This is a genomic window from Streptomyces sp. C36, from assembly GCF_040932295.1.
Lineage (GTDB): Bacteria > Actinomycetota > Actinomycetes > Streptomycetales > Streptomycetaceae > Streptomyces > Streptomyces triculaminicus.
The window spans coordinates 248,900-263,079 of record NZ_JBFQGI010000001.1; the positions used below are offsets into that span (position 1 = coordinate 248,900).

General features: G+C 74.4%; 13 protein-coding genes. 8 read left to right on the forward strand and 5 right to left on the reverse strand.

What is annotated here, in order from left to right; all coding sequences use genetic code 11:
* The first annotated feature begins 56 nt into the window (after positions 1-56).
* The gene (locus AB4K12_RS01060; protein WP_368432301.1) at positions 57-1,262 is read left to right on the forward strand and encodes a hypothetical protein; all 1,206 of its coding nucleotides are present in this window, start codon (positions 57-59) and stop codon (positions 1,260-1,262) included.
* Positions 1,263-1,282: 20 nt separating this feature from the next.
* On the opposite strand, the gene AB4K12_RS01065 is transcribed toward AB4K12_RS01060, so the two are convergent.
* Entirely contained in the window at positions 1,283-2,272 is a 990-nt protein-coding gene (locus tag AB4K12_RS01065; protein ID WP_368432302.1) for a DUF6528 family protein, read from the reverse strand.
* Positions 2,273-2,510: 238 nt separating this feature from the next.
* On the opposite strand from AB4K12_RS01065, the gene AB4K12_RS01070 reads away from it, so the two are divergent.
* Both AB4K12_RS01070 and AB4K12_RS01075 read left to right on the forward strand, forming a co-directional pair.
* Positions 2,511-3,728 (forward strand): cytochrome P450, encoded by a 1,218-nt coding sequence (locus tag AB4K12_RS01070; RefSeq protein WP_368432303.1) that lies wholly within the window; start codon positions 2,511-2,513, stop codon positions 3,726-3,728.
* A gap of 43 nt (positions 3,729-3,771) precedes the next feature.
* Positions 3,772-4,335: a cupin domain-containing protein gene (locus tag AB4K12_RS01075; RefSeq protein ID WP_368432304.1), complete on the forward strand. Its 564-nt coding sequence runs from the start codon at positions 3,772-3,774 to the stop codon at positions 4,333-4,335.
* On the opposite strand, the gene AB4K12_RS01080 is transcribed toward AB4K12_RS01075, so the two are convergent.
* Entirely contained in the window at positions 4,280-4,723 is a 444-nt protein-coding gene (locus AB4K12_RS01080; RefSeq protein WP_368432305.1) for a DUF1348 family protein, read from the reverse strand. The two genes, AB4K12_RS01075 and AB4K12_RS01080, sit on opposite strands and share 56 nt — an antisense overlap.
* A gap of 102 nt (positions 4,724-4,825) precedes the next feature.
* Here AB4K12_RS01080 and AB4K12_RS01085 point away from each other — a divergent pair, with 102 nt between their 5' ends.
* The 5 genes from AB4K12_RS01085 to AB4K12_RS01105 all read left to right on the forward strand — a co-directional run bounded on the left by AB4K12_RS01085 (position 4,826) and on the right by AB4K12_RS01105 (position 10,089).
* On the forward strand, positions 4,826-5,389 hold the full coding sequence (locus AB4K12_RS01085; RefSeq protein WP_368432306.1) for a TetR/AcrR family transcriptional regulator: 564 nt from the start codon (positions 4,826-4,828) through the stop codon (positions 5,387-5,389).
* A 92-nt stretch (positions 5,390-5,481) separates the two neighbouring features.
* Entirely contained in the window at positions 5,482-6,411 is a 930-nt protein-coding gene (locus AB4K12_RS01090; protein WP_368433119.1) for a serine/threonine dehydratase, read from the forward strand.
* 134 nt (positions 6,412-6,545) lie between these two features.
* Positions 6,546-7,058 carry a hypothetical protein gene (locus AB4K12_RS01095; RefSeq protein ID WP_368432307.1) on the forward strand — a complete coding sequence of 171 codons (513 nt, stop codon included), beginning with the start codon at positions 6,546-6,548 and terminating at the stop codon, positions 7,056-7,058.
* Positions 7,055-8,956, forward strand: coding sequence for a GMC family oxidoreductase (locus AB4K12_RS01100; protein ID WP_368432308.1), 1,902 nt, complete (start codon positions 7,055-7,057; stop codon positions 8,954-8,956). Before AB4K12_RS01095 ends, AB4K12_RS01100 begins: the two co-directional genes overlap by 4 nt.
* Positions 8,953-10,089, forward strand: a complete 1,137-nt coding sequence (locus tag AB4K12_RS01105; protein WP_368432309.1) for a ferritin-like protein — start codon at positions 8,953-8,955, stop codon at positions 10,087-10,089. The genes AB4K12_RS01100 and AB4K12_RS01105 overlap by 4 nt, the downstream gene beginning before the upstream one ends.
* Before the next feature lie 73 nt (positions 10,090-10,162).
* Here AB4K12_RS01105 and AB4K12_RS01110 read toward each other — a convergent pair whose 3' ends face one another.
* The 3 genes from AB4K12_RS01110 to AB4K12_RS01120 form a co-directional block, all read right to left on the reverse strand.
* Positions 10,163-11,395: a DUF6777 domain-containing protein gene (locus tag AB4K12_RS01110; RefSeq protein WP_368432310.1), complete on the reverse strand. Its 1,233-nt coding sequence runs from the start codon at positions 11,393-11,395 to the stop codon at positions 10,163-10,165.
* Positions 11,396-11,495: 100 nt separating this feature from the next.
* A complete protein-coding gene (locus AB4K12_RS01115; RefSeq protein WP_368432311.1) occupies positions 11,496-12,821 on the reverse strand; it encodes a serine/threonine-protein kinase in 1,326 nt (441 codons plus the stop codon).
* Between the two features lie 117 nt (positions 12,822-12,938).
* On the reverse strand, positions 12,939-14,057 hold the full coding sequence (locus tag AB4K12_RS01120) for an alpha/beta hydrolase (protein WP_368432312.1): 1,119 nt from the start codon (positions 14,055-14,057) through the stop codon (positions 12,939-12,941).
* Positions 14,058-14,180 lie beyond the last annotated feature (123 nt).

The following is a 14,180-nucleotide window of genomic DNA, read 5'->3' on the forward strand; positions in this document are numbered from 1 at the left end:
GGCGCCTAGAGTTGCGTCACGTCACAGGCACTCGTACGGCCGGAAGGAAGAGCGCGTTGGACCACGCGATGCATGGCTGCGTCCTGCTGCTGGACGGCACCCCCGACCGGCGGCGGGGCGCTCTGCCCAACCCCACCGCGCACGCCATCGCCGGTGCGGGCCCGCGTGGATTCCTCGCCGCCGCCTCGGCCGACGTGGTGCAGTTGCCCGCCATGGCCGGGCCGCAGAGCGTCCTGGCCTACCTGCGGGACGCCGTCCAGGTGCCCGGACCGCTGCTGATGTGGGTCACCGGCCATCTGATGGTCCCCGCCCGCCGTAGTGCCGAGATCCACCTGGCGCTGCGTGAGAGCACCGCCGCCACCGTCCGCTACACCGGCCTGCCCTGGGAATGGCTCACCCGCACCCTGCGCGAGCACGCCGGCCCCACCCTGCTGCTCGTCGACGCCGAGGCCGACGCCCACGCCTGGCCGCACGTGGCCGCCGCCGCCCACGACGGACGGCTGGCCGCGGGCCTCGCGCTCGCCGGAGTGGTCACCCCCGCCCCCGACAAGCCGTCACTCGAGGCCGGCCCCTACACCCGGGCCTTCCTCACCGCGCTGACCACCGGTCACCCCGCCGCCGGCCCCACCCTCGACCCCGGCGCGCTGCACCACCTCGCCCTCTCCCAGGCCGCACTGCCCGAGGGCACCCTCCCCCTCCTGTCCGGCGCCGGCGGCCCCGTCCTCGCCAACCGCGCCGCCCCGCCGGCCCCCACGTCGCCCGCCGCGCCGCCCGCGCCCCGGGCCGTCGTGGAGCGGCCCGCGCCCCCGGCGCCCGAGCCTCCCGTACAGGAGGAGGCGGCGGACCCCCTGCCCCGCATCCTGGCCGCGGCCCACGCCGGCCGGCACAACGAGGCGGCCGCCATGGCCGCCGCGTGGGAGCAGCAGACCCTGCGCCGCCACGGCCCGCGCAGCCCCGAGGCCGGGCTGTGGGTGGAGGTGCGCGCCGACCTCGCCCGGCTCGCCGGCGACCACCCGCGCGCCGCCGAACTGTGGATGTCGGCCGCCGCCCACCGCCTGGAGCACGGCGGAGCGTCCGACGCCGAGGCCCTCGCGGCGCTCCGCCGCGCCCACTACTGCTGGCAGCACAGCGGGGACCGGGCGCACGGCCTGGCCCCCGCCCTCCTCGCGCTGTGGGAGCGTGTGCCCGAAGGTGCCGAGGCCGCGGCGGCCGTCCGCGCCCGCCTCCAGGAGGCGCCGCCGGCGGTTCCGGGGCCCCGTTAGGCGTGTCCGGCGGACCGGGTTCAACCGCCGCGGTCCGCGCTCCACCAGCGGGCCTTGTACATCCCGCCGCGCAACAGCGTCCGCGTGCCGTCGGGCTGATAGAGCACCAGCGTGGTGGTGCACCACGCGCAGGCGTGCCCCGGCTCCGGGCGGCTGACCAGCACCCGGCCGGTGTCCGGGTCGTCGCCCACGCTCTTGACGTCCGGACCGTCGATCCGGGACCGCAGCGGGTAGGCCACGAAGGCCTCCTCGACGGTCGAGTACTGGTACACCGCCGAACGCGTCGTCACCCACAGCCGCCCCGGCGTGCTCAGCACCGGGGCCAGGTCGTGGCCGCCGCGCGTGGGCAGCTCCACCCGCCGGTCCACCGACAGCTCGGGGTCGCCCGGCGTGCCGCCCACCCGCAGCGCGACGAGCTGGCGACTGCCCAGCGCCCACAGCAGCCGCGTGCGCGGATCCCAGTGCACCCCGTGCGCCCCGGCCAGGGCCGCCTGGGCGTGCCGGGTGGCCCGCGATCCGGCCGAGGCCGCGTACAGCCGTACGTAGCCGCCCGTGCTCGCCGCCACCGCCACGTTGCCGTCGGGCAGCAGCTCGATGCTGTGCGCGTTGCCCTGGCCGGTGTCCGCCGCCCAGTACACCTCGCGGTCCGGGTAGCCGACGACCGCGGCCAGTCCGCCGGAGGCCGCGGTCAGCAGATAGCGCCTGCCGTCCAGCCGGCGGAGCTTGACCTCGCTCGGGTTCGTCCACGTCGTCGCCGGATCCAGGTCCTCCAGGGCCTGTCGTCCGTCGGCGCTCCACGACCACAACACGCCCCGGTCGTCGCTCTCGGCGTCCCATTCCCGCCGGTCCGAGTCCAGTACGTACACCGACCGCGTCGCCTGGTCCGCCGCCACGATCGGGGTGCCCGTCGCCGCGCCCGCCCGGCCGCGGCCCTTGGCCCCGGCCGTCGCGCCCGGGACGGCGGCCGCCAGCGACACCGCCAGCAGGGCGGCGATCCACAGCCGTCTCACCGCGCCGCCCGCGGCGGCCGCGTGCTCCCCTTGCCCATACGGGGCAGCATCGGCCGCGCGCCGCCGGGCGCGGCGGTGCCACGCCCGGCACTCAGCCACACGGCCCAGCGCCGGTCCGACCATCCCAGCAGTGCGCCGGACGGGTGATTTTCCCGGTTCGCCCCGATGCGCGGGCGTGTTTGCGGGGAGGGTGAGTGGCAGCGACAGCCGTGCTCCCGACTGGGTGGGTGGACAACCGATGACGACGACCGAATCCGTGCCGGACGAGTTCCCCGTACGCTTCTGGAACGTCGAGGACCTGCGAGGGCTCGATTTCGACCCCTTCATGGCCCAGCAGCTTCACGAGGAACCCGTCTCGCGGGTCAAGCTGCCCAACGGCGAGGGCCACGCCTGGTTCGTGACCCGCTACGAGGACGTCAAGTTCGTCACCTCCGACCCCCGCTTCAGCCGGCAGGCCGTCCTCGGACGCCCCATCACCCGGCTCGCCCCGCACTTCATCCCGCTCGACGAGGCGGTGGGCTTCGCCGACCCGCCCGAGCACACCCGGCTGCGCAAGGCCGTCGCGAAGGCCTTCACCGCCCGCAGCCTCGAGCGGCTGCGCCCCGGCGCCCAGCGCGCCGCGGACGCGTTGCTGGACGAGATGGAGGACGAGGGCCCGCCCGCGGACCTGATGCGGCACCTGCACGGCCCGCTGCCGCTGGCCGTGATCAGCGACCTGATGGGCGTCCCCCAGGAGGACCGGCCGCGGATGGCCGAGTGGACGAACATCCAGCTGTCCGCCGCCTACGGCCGCGAGGCCAGCGAAAAGGCCAAGAGCGGCATGGCGTCCTACTTCACCGAGCTGCTGCGCTCGCGCCTGGAGGAGCCCCGCGACGACCTGGCCGGTGACCTGGCCGAGGCCACGCGGGAGGGCGACCTCAGCACCGAGGAGGCCGTCGCGATCGCGCTGCTCATCCAGGCGAGCGCCGCCCACGCCGTGCGCAACAACAGCGCCAACATGGTCTACGCCCTGCTCACCCACCCCGACCACCTGGCCCGGTTGCGCGCCGAACCCGCCCTGCTGCCCCAGGCGATCGAGGAGCTCCTGCGCTACATCCCGCACCGCAACGCCGTCGGCCTGGCCCGCGTCGCCACCGAGGACGTCGAGGTGGCGGGCGTGCGGATCCGCGCGGGCGAGGTGGTGCACTCCTCCTACCTCACCGCCAACCGCGACCCCGCCGTCTTCGACCACCCCGACGAGCTCGACTTCGACCGCGAGCACATCGCGCACCTGTCCTTCGGCCACGGACCGCACTTCTGCCTGGGCTCGATGCTGGCCCGGCTGGAGTCCGAGATCATCCTGTCCTCGCTGATCGCGCGCTTCCCGAAGCTGCGCCTGGCGGAGCCCCTGGCGGACATCCGCTGGCAGCGCAGCGCGCTCATCCGGGGCCCGGAGAACCTGCCCGTCACCTGGTGACCGTCGTCCGGCCACGTCCCGGCCGCACCGAAAGGCCCGCACCATGACGCTCATCACCGCCCCCGACGGACTGGTCGTGCCCCCCGGGGAGGGACGGACCCTGGCCACCGCCGCCCAGCAGGTGACGTTCAAGGTCACCGGCGAGCACTCCCGGGCGGCCTCGAGCTTCGAGGTCCTCGTCCCGCCGGGGTTCGACGTCGGGGCCCATCTGCACACCCGCAGCGAGGAGCTGTTCTACGTGCTCGAGGGCGAGCTCGACGTCCTGGCCTTCGAGCCGCGCGTGCGCACCCGCGACAACTGGCGGGAGTGGGAGTCCGCGACGGGGCAGCGGAGCGTGCGGGCACGCCCCGGCACGATCATCGTCGTGCCGCCGGGCTGCCCGCACGCCTTCGCCAACGCGACGTCCGAACCGGTGCGGATGTTCTTCCAGGCGTCACCGCCCCCGGACCACGAGCGCTACTTCGAGGAGCTCTTCGAGATCCTCAACTCCGGCCCCCAGGTGGACCGCGAGGCGGTCGCCGAGCTGCGCAAGCGCTACGACATCGAGCAGCTCACCCCGCTGACGATGCATCCGGTCCCGGCGTCAGACGCCGCTCCCGGGGCGTGATGGCCAGGTCGTTGATGCTGGCGTAGCGCCGGCGCATCAGGCCGTCGGGGGCGAACTCCCAGTTCTCGTTGCCGTAGCTGCGGTACCACTGGCCCGCCGCGTCGTGCCACTCGTACTCGAAGCGCACGGCGATGCGGTCGTCGGTGTGCGCCCACAGCTCCTTGCGCAGGCGGTAGTCGAGCTCGCGCTCCCACTTCTCGCGGAGGAAGGCCACGATCTGCTCGCGGCCGGTCAGGAACACGTCGCGGTTGCGCCACTGGCTGTCCTCGGTGTAGCCGAGGGCGACCCGCTCGGGGTCGCGGCTGTTCCAGGCGTCCTCGGCGGCCCTGACCTTGAGCAGGGCGGTCTCGGTGGTGAACGGCGGGAACGGCGGCCTGCTGTCGGACATGACTCTCCCCTGGTCCGTACGATGCGGAGAACGATCGTTCTCCACGATGTGCGGTAGCGTAGGAGAACGATGGTTCTCATGCAAGGGGAAGGCGGGTTGGGCATGACGCAGGCGCCGGTGGGGGAGGACGCCGAGGGTCGCGTCCTCGACGCGGCCGAGGAACTCTTCTACGCCCACGGCCTGCAGGCCGTGGGCATGGACGCGCTGCGCACGGCCTCGGGCGTCTCCCTCAAGCGCCTCTACCGGCTCTTCCCGTCCAAGGAGGCCCTGGTCGAGGCCTATCTGCGGCGCCGCGACGAACGCTGGCGCGCGGCGCTGGCCGCGTACGCCGGCGCCAGGCCCGCCGGCCGGGAGCGGCTGCTCGCGGTCTTCGACTGGCTCGGGACCTGGTTCGCCGAACCGGGCTTCCGCGGCTGCGCGTTCGTCAACTCCTTCGGGGAGCTGGGCGCCTCCTCGCCGGGCGTGGCCGCCGCGGCCCGCGCGCACAAGGACGCCTTCCGGTGCTACCTGGCCGGCCTCGTCGCCGAGACGGGCGCGCCCGCGCACCTGACGGACCATCTGCTGCTGCTCGCCGAGGGTGCCATCACCACGGCGGCCCTGTCGGGCGCCGCCGCCCCGGCCCACCAGGCCCGCGAGGCGGCGCTGGTGCTGCTGGACGCCGCCTAGCCGCTGCCTGGCCGCCGCATGGGCGGTGCCCGGAGCGGGAAGGTCTCGTCCCGAAAAGGATCTTGCAGCGTATGCAGCGTAAGGAGCCCTCCGTGCACCGCCTCACCTACGACGACGTCGAGCGGGCCGCCGGCCGCGTCGCCGGCCACGTCCGGCCGGTCATCGTCGGCCGGGCCGGCCCGAATCTGTGGCTGGCGCTGGAGCACATGCAGCACACCGGTTCCTTCAAGGCCCGCGGCGCCCACAACTTCCTCGCCGCCCACCGCGAGGCCGGCACCCTGCCCGAGGCCGGCGTGACCATCGCCTCCGGGGGCAACGCCGGACTGGCCTGCGCCTGGGCCGCCCGCCAGGAGGGCGTACCGGCCACCGTCTTCCTGCCCGAGAACGCCCCGCACGTCAAGGTCGCGGGACTGCGCGGCTACGGCGCCGACGTCCGCCTGGTGGGCACCGAGTTCGCGCAGACGCTCGCCGCCTGCGAGGAGTTCGCCGCCACGACCGGCGCCCTGGCCAGCCACGCCTACGACCACCCGCTCATCGCGGCCGGCGCGGGCACCCTCGTCGACGAGATCCGCGCGACGGTCCCCGGCCTGGACACCGTCGTCGTCGCGGTCGGCGGCGGCGGGCTCCTCACGGGCGTCGCCGCCGCCACCCGCCACCACGGCCTGCGCACCGTCGCCGTCGAGCCCGTCGACTGCCGCGCCCTGAGCGCCGCGCTCGAGGCCGGTCGCGTCGTCGACGTGGAGGTGGACTCCGTCGCCTCCGACGCGCTCGGTGCCCGCCGGGTGTCCCGGGACGCGCTGGCCGCGGCCCAGGGCGACGGCGTGCGCTGCGTGCTCGTCCCCGACGCCGAGATCGTCCGCGCCCGCCAGGAGCTGTGGGACGACCGGCGGCTCGCCGTCGAACACGCCGGTGCCACCGCGCTCGCCGCGCTCGGCACCGCCTACGTCCCGGCCGACGGCGAGCGGGTCGCGGTGGTGGTCTGCGGCGCCAACACCGACCCGAGCGACCTCGTACGGCGTTAGGGCGTGTCCTGGTTCCCCCAGGCGTGGCGCCGACGGGGCGATACCCCTGAAGGTGAAGGGCTTTCACGGCCCTTCACTCAAAGGGGACTCTCCGCTAGAAATGGGGGCAGTCGCAGACACGGGGGGTACCGGACATGAACGGCCACCACGCAGCGCCCGCATCCGATCCCGGACCCGGGGCGGCGCCCCCGGACCACGCCGGGTTCGTCGCCGTCTCCGTACGCCTCACCGGCTTCGACGAGTTCGACCTGCGCGGCACCGGTCTGGTCCGGCTCTACCACGACACCACCATCGAGCAGGTGGGCCGCCCCGCCGTGGGCCGCTTCCTCGCCGACCTGGACGCGGCCGGCGGCGACCCCGACGGCATCACCGACGAGACCTCGCGCGACATCGCCCGGGCCGTCACCCACCTGTGGTACCTGGGCGTCTGGCCGCAGCTCGCCCCCTCCACGCACGCCGCGCTGCGCCGCGAGCGGGCCAACACCGCGTTCGTGGCCTCGCCCGAGGCGTACACCGAGGGCCTGGTCTGGCGGACCTTCCACGGCCACCCGCCGGGCGCCAAGCCGCCCGGCCACGGCACCTGGGCCACCCCGCCGCCCGGCGCCCCCGTCCGGCCCGCCGCCCGGCGCCGGGAGGGAGCCGCGTGAGCGCCGCCCCCGCCGAGCGGGACGGGCGCCGCCACGACGTCATTGTCGTCGGCGCCGGAATGGCCGGTTCCCTCCTCGCCGGGCAACTGGCCGACCAGGGCTGGCGCGTCCTCGTCCTGGAGGCCGGCACCCGCACCCTGGACACCTGGCCCGGCTACCTCGACGCCCTGGACACCTACTACGCCGCCCTGGCCAAGGTCCCCAACGCGCCCTACCGCCCCAACGCCGCCGCCCCCTCCCCGAGCGTCCTCGACCTCGAGGGCCTGCCCGCCGGCGGCTACCGCGCCCACGGCTACTTCGTCCAGAACGGCGCCCTGCCCTACTCCAGCGACTACCTGCGCGCCACCGGCGGCACCGCCCTGCACTGGATGGGCATCGTGCCGCGCATGCACCCCGAGGACTTCGGGGTCCACCGCCGGTACGGATACGGCCGCGACTGGCCCCTCGGCTACGACGACCTCGAGCCCCACTACCGCGCCGCCGAACGGGCCCTGGGCGTGGCGGGCGACGCCGACGAACAGCGCGAGGGGGCCGGCCTGCCGTTCCCGCCCGACTACGTCTACCCCATGCGCCCCATCCCCCGGAGTTACCTGGACGCCGTGCTCGCCCACCGGCTCGACGGAACCGTGGTCCGCGAGCGGCCCGACGGCCCGGACACCGTCCTGCGCGTCGTCGCCACCCCCCACGCCCGCAACGCCACCCCCGACCCCCGCTACGACGGCGGCCGCGGCCACCGCCCCGCCGGGGCGGCGGGCCTGCCCAACTACGGCGAGCGCTGCGTCGGCAACGCCTCCTGCGTGCCCATCTGTCCCGTACAGGCGAAGTACAACCCCCTCAAGACGCAGGCCACCTGGAGCCCCCGCGTCACCCTCGTCGACAGGGCCGTCGTCAGCCGGGTGCTCACCGCCGGCGACGGCCGCGTCCGCGGCGTCGAATACCAGCACTACGACGACCCCGCCGGCCCCGCGCACACCACCCGTACCGCCGAGGCGGACGTCGTCGTCCTCGCCGCCCACGCCATCGAGAACGCCAGGCTGCTGCTCGTCTCCCGGCTCGCCGAGAGCAGCGGACAGGTCGGCCGCAACCTCATGGACCACCCCATGCTGCTCACCTGGGCACTGATGGACCAGCCCGTCGGGCCCTTCCGCGGGCCCGGCTCCACCTCCGGCCTGGAGAGCTTCCGCACCGGCCCCGCCCGGGGCGACCGCGCCCCCTTCCGCATCGAGATCGGCAACTGGGGCTGGAGCTGGCCCACCGGCTCCCCGGGCACCGACGTGGCCCGCCTGCTGGGCATCGACGGCGACCCGGGACGGCCGCGCGGCAGGGGAGTGTTCGGGACCAGGCTGCGCGAGAGCCTCGGCCGGGACCTCGGCCGCCAGTTCACCCTGCAGTTCGCCTTCGAGCAGGCGGCCGAGAGCCGCAACCGCGTCACCGTCGACCCCGCCCACCGCGACCGGCTCGGCAACATGCGGCCCGTGCTCACCTACGACCTGTCCGAGCACGTCAAGCGCGGCATGGCCGCCGCCAGGTCCGTCTCCGTCCAGATCCTCCGGCTGCTCGGCGCCGAGGACCGCACCCGCTACGCCCCCGGGCCCCTGGCACCCGGCTGGTTCCGCCACGACGGCCACGACTTCGTCTTCAACGGCGCCGGCCACGGCGGCGGCACCCACATCATGGGCACCTCGCCCCGCACCTCCGTGGTCGACCAGTGGCAGCGCTGCTGGGACCACCCCAACCTCTACGCCGTCGGCTGCGGCAGCATGCCCTCGATGGGCACCTCCAACCCGTCGCTCACCATGGCCGCCCTCGCCCTGCGCAGCGGCGAACGCATCCACCGCGACCTGCGCGAGCTGCACCGGCCGGCGACCGTCGGCCGGCAGCGGGAAGGACGGCCGTGACCGCCACCACCAGGCCCCACGTCCTGCGCGAACCGCCGTTCCGGATCCCGGCCGACCGCGCCGACCTGCACCGCTTCCTGCGGGCCGCGCTCGCGCTGGAACACCTGACCGTCCCGCCCTACCTGACGGCGATGTACACGCTGCGCCCCGGCACCAACCGGCCCGCCTTCTACGCCGTCCGGGCCGTCGTGCTCGAGGAGATGCTGCACATGGCGCTCGTCGCCAACCTCCTCAACGCGGTCGGCGGCCGGGTGCTGATGGCCGACCCGCGCTTCGTCACCGGCTACCCCGCCCTGCTGCCCTACAGCCGGGACCGCATCACGGTGTCCCTGCGCCACTTCGGCGTCACGGCCCTGGAGACGTTCCTGCGCATCGAGCAGCCCGAGTTCGTCAGCGGGCCGCCCGGGCACCCCTCGGCGCGCGAGGACGAGGGCTGGACGTCCATCGGGCAGTTCTACGGCACCATCCGCGAGGGCGTGCTGCGGCTGTCGGCCGAGCTGGGCGAGCGGCGGCTCTTCAGCGGCGACCCAGCCCTCCAGGTGGGCCCCGAGCACTTCTACAACTCCGGCGGCGAGATCTTCGCCGTCACGGACCTGGCCTCCGCCCTCAAGGCCCTGCAGGTGATCACCGAGCAGGGCGAGGGCGTGAGCATGTCCGTCTTCGACTCCGACGACCGGATCTTCGGCGAGGCCCGGGAGCCGGCGCACTACTTCCGCTTCAACGAGCTCCTGCAACAGCGCTCCTACGCGCCCCACGACACCCCGGCCGGTGGCCCCACCGGCCCCGCCGTCGACGTGACCTGGCACGACGTCCACCCCATCGACCCCGGGGCCAGGGTCGCCCACTACCCGCGCGGCAGCGCGGTGCGGCGGGCCGCCGAGGAGTTCAACGACGTGTACGCGCAGCTGCTGTGCGTCCTGGAGACCGCCTTCACGGGCGCGCCCCGGGCGCTCGGGGACGCGGCGCCGGTGATGCTGCGGATGCGGCTCCTCGCCGAGCGGCTGCACCGCAACCCTCACCCGGACCCCGCCAAGCGGGCCCGGGGGCTGCACGCCAGTGCCACCTACGAGGTGACGGAGCGGCACTTCGAGCGGGCCCGCCGGTTCGTCCCCCCGCGCCGGGCGGGCCGCTGACCTCCGGCCCCTGACCTCCGTCCCCGAGCGCCGGCCGGGCGGGCCGGAAGGCCCGCCCGGCGGCGGAGGACGGTCAGGTGTGGCCGGCGCCGGACGCCCCGGACGTCCCGGCCGGCGGTTCGGCGGGTGGTGCCACCGGCCGCTCCCGCGGTGACGTGGCCGGAGGCGCGGCGCTGCGCTCCACCGGAGCCGCGGCGGTCGTCCGGGCGGGCGGCGCGGCCGGCTTCTCCGGTGGAGCGGCCGCGGTCGTGTGCGCGGGCTGAACGGGCGTGTTGCCCACCGGCGGCGGCGCCGGAGTCCGTCCCCCCGGCGTGTGCGGGGCGGTGGAGGCGCCGCCGCCCGTGGGCGTCCGGGACGGCGGCAGCGAGGGAGCGGCCGTACGAGGCGGCGTCGAGGGCACGGACGGTATGCCGGACGGCGGGCGGGACGTGCCGGACCCGCCGGACGACGGGGTGCCGGAGGGCGTGGGCTCCGTCGACGGCGAGGTGCCGTCGGAGGGCGATCCCGAGGGGCTCGGCGTCGGGGACGCGGTGCCGCCCGGAGCCGTGGGCGGCTTGGGCGTCGGCACGGGCATGGGCGGGGAGTCCTTCGCGCCGTCCGTGCCCGCCGGGCGCTCGAAGCCCTTGTCCGGCTGCTTGGGGTCGACGAGCGTGATCTTCCGCATCGGCCCGTCGTCCTTGTCCCGGGGGACGACCACCGTGACCCGTACGTTCACGAAGCCCTCCCAGCGCGGGCCCTTGTACGTCGAGCCCTCGCGGTCGACGTTCCCCGGCTCCTTCAGCGGGTTGCCGCAGTTGCACTTGACGGCGGGCTGACCGTACTCGTCGACCAGCACGGCGATGCCCGCCTGCAGGACGGAGAGGTACTCCACCGTCTTGCCGTCGCCCTGGTAGTTGTGGTTCCGCACGAGGGTGTCGCGCAGCAGCACCACCGACGTCAGGCTCTCGACGTGCTCCCGGAGCCTTTCGTAGACGATGCCCCGGGCCTCCGCCCACGCCCGCGCCTTGACCTCGTCACGCCCGAGCTCCGTCAGCAGCCGCGCCTTGTCGCACTGCGAGGCCTTGCGGGTGCCGCCGAACGCGCCCCGGGCGTCGCCGTGCGTGGTGTCCCCGGCCTGGGGGACGGCCCTGACGCCGGAGAGGTCGACTCCTGGCGACTTCAGGAACGCGTTCTCGGCGATCACCCCGGTCGGCTCCAGGGCGATGTCCTTCACCGCCTTCGGCTCGTCCCCCTTCCCGCAGCCCACCACTCCCGCACCGGCGAGCAGTCCGGTGACCAGCAGCGCGACGACACGTATCCGTTGCACAGCGCACTCCCCCCATAGCCGATCTTCCGTTCCCGATGGATCCCGCTGTTTTTGCCGTTCCTGCCGTTCCTGCCGTTCCTGACGCTCCGTGCGATGGCCTTCAGCAGACCCAGCCGCCGCTGCACGTGCCGGTCGGGGCCGGTGTGTACGGGGTGGGGCCGGGGTCCGGGCCGGACGTCGCCCCGGCGGCGGGGTCCTTCGACTGTCCGACGGTGGCCGACGGCGTGGGGCCGGGGCCCGGTGTGTTCTTCCCCGTGCCGCCGGTGCCGGCCTGCTCGCGCAGGGCGATCAGCGCGACGGTCCCTCCCAGGACCAGTACCAGGGCGAGCACGGCGCCCACGATCAGCCACACCCTGCCGCCCCCGCCCCCGCCCTCGCCCGTGGGTGCCACGCGGGGGCGTGTCCCCGAATCCGCCCCGAGGGACGAGCCGCCGGGGAACGAGCCGGCGGACGACCCGGCGGACGACCCGGTGGGGGACGGGACCGGCGCCGGGACCGGCGTGGGCACCGGCCGCGGCACGGGTCGGGGCTCCGGCCGTGGCAGGGCGGAGGGGACCGTGCCGAGGGCGGTCGGCACGTACCCCACCGGGGTCTCGGTGAGCCGCCCGCTCGCGACGGCCTCCAGCAGTTGTTCGGCCTCGGCCGAGCCCATCCGCTCCTGCGGGTCCTTGCGCAGCAGCCCCTCCAGCAGCGGGGTGAGCGGTCCCGCCCGCCGCGGCGAGGGAGGCGGCTCGTCGACCACGGCCCGCAGCGTGCTGAGCGCGTCGCCGCGCCGGAAGGGCGACACGCCCTCGACCGCGACGTAGAGCATGGCGCCCAGCGACCACAGGTCCGAGGGGATGCCGGGGCGCTTGCCCGTCGCCCGCTCCGGAGCCAGGTACTCGGCGGACCCCACCAGGTCGCCGGTGCGGGTCAGGGTGCTCGCGCCCTCGATCAGCGCGATGCCGAAGTCGGTCAGCACCACCCGGCCGCCCGCCTCCAGCAGGACGTTCGCGGGCTTGACGTCGCGGTGCAGCACCCCGACCGCGTGGGCGGCGCGCAGCGCCTGCAGCACCAGGGCCCCGATCCGGGCGGCCTCCTTGGCCTGGAGGGCGCCCTCGGCCGCCAGTACGTCGGCGAGGGCCTGCCCGCGCACGTACTCCATCACGATCCAGGGGCGGTCGCCCTGCTCCACCACGTCGTGCACGGTGATGACGTTGGGATGGCTGATCCTGGCCGCCGCCCTGGCCTCCTGCTTCAGGCGGGCGTACAGCACCCGGACGTCGTCCTCGCCCATGTTCTCCGGGGCCCGCACCTCCTTGGCCGCGACCTCGCGGTCGAGGACCTCGTCGATGGCGAGCCAGACCACGCCCATGCCGCCGCGGCCCAGTTGTTCGATGAGCCGGTATCGTCCGGCCAGCAGTGGATGACGCCGTTCCGTGTCCATGCCGTACGCCCCCTCCCCGTACGTACGGCATACCGAGCCGTGCGCGTTCGGGCCACACTGGCTGAGACGTGGCCGTGGGCCATACCGTTCCCGTCCGCGGAAGCCGGGGGAGAGGGCTCAGCGGCGGGCGGCGAGCTCCTTGTCGAGCCAGCGCAGCACCACGGGGTACTCGTCGCGCCAGGTGACGAAGTTGTGTCCGCCCTCCTCGCGGACCAGCTTCTCGATCTTGGTGGGGGCCTTGGCCTTCCCCGCGAACTTCTTCATCTGCGCGTAGTACTTCTCCTCGCCCTTCTCGCTGGCGGCCAGGAGCAGGGACACCGGCGGCGGAGGCATGTGCTCCAGGCGCCAGGTGAGGTCGGACTCGTTCCTGAGCTGCTTGCTGCCGGCGTAGAGGTCCCCGGTGTCCCGGTCCTGGCGGGCGAAGAGGTCGGCGGACAGGCCCGCCGCCGCGCCGTAGCGGGACGGGTTGGTCATGGCCATGTTGAGCGCGCAGTAGCCGCCGGTGGAGTTGCCCACCGCGCCCCAGGAGCCGCGCGTGTTGTCCACGCGGTAGGCGTCGTTGGCGGCGATGGGGACGTCCTGGTTGAAGAAGGTCAGCGCCTGCGGACCGCCGGGCACGTCCGTGCAGTTGGTGTCGCGGTCCGCCACCACCGAGGGCCGCAGCATGAGCACGATCGCCGGTCGCATCTCCTTGGCCATCATGGCCTTGGAGGCCGCCTGCGGGACCTTGGCCTTGGTGATGAGGTTGATGGACTGGCCGGGCTGACCGGTGATCGACACGATCACGGGGAACGTGTCCTTCTCGTGCTCCTTCTGGAAGTACTGGGGCGGGAGGTAGGCGAAGCCGTCCATGCTCAGCCCGGTCACCGGGCCGCGTATCTCGATCCGGTCCACCTGCCCGGCCTTCTCCTTCCGGCCCAGGCCGACGGGCTCCTGCCCCTTGACCGTCAGCGCCGGAGGCCGCTTGCCGTTCCCCGAGCCGGTCTGCAGCGTCTGCTTGCGGGAGTTCTGGCCGAGGAGTTCCTTCCAGGTGGAGTAGAAGCCGTACTCGCTGTTCGCCGCCACCAGGAGCACCGCCAGGATGCCGACCTGCGTCACCAGCAGCAGGCCGAGGCGGGAGGCGAGGGCCAGGGGGCCCTTCTTCGCGACCCGTGGCCACAGCCACAGCACCAGCGCGATCAGCGCCAGTGCGACGACCCCCAGGACCAACAGGAGTTCGGGAGACGTGAGACCCATGCGTTGTCGCTCCTCTTCGGCAAGAGATTTCTCCTGTAGAGAGGGATCACGACCACTCGAGGTTTCCCCTTGAGAGGGCAAATATCATCTTATGGGGATGTCCGGAGGGGCGCCCGCCGTGCG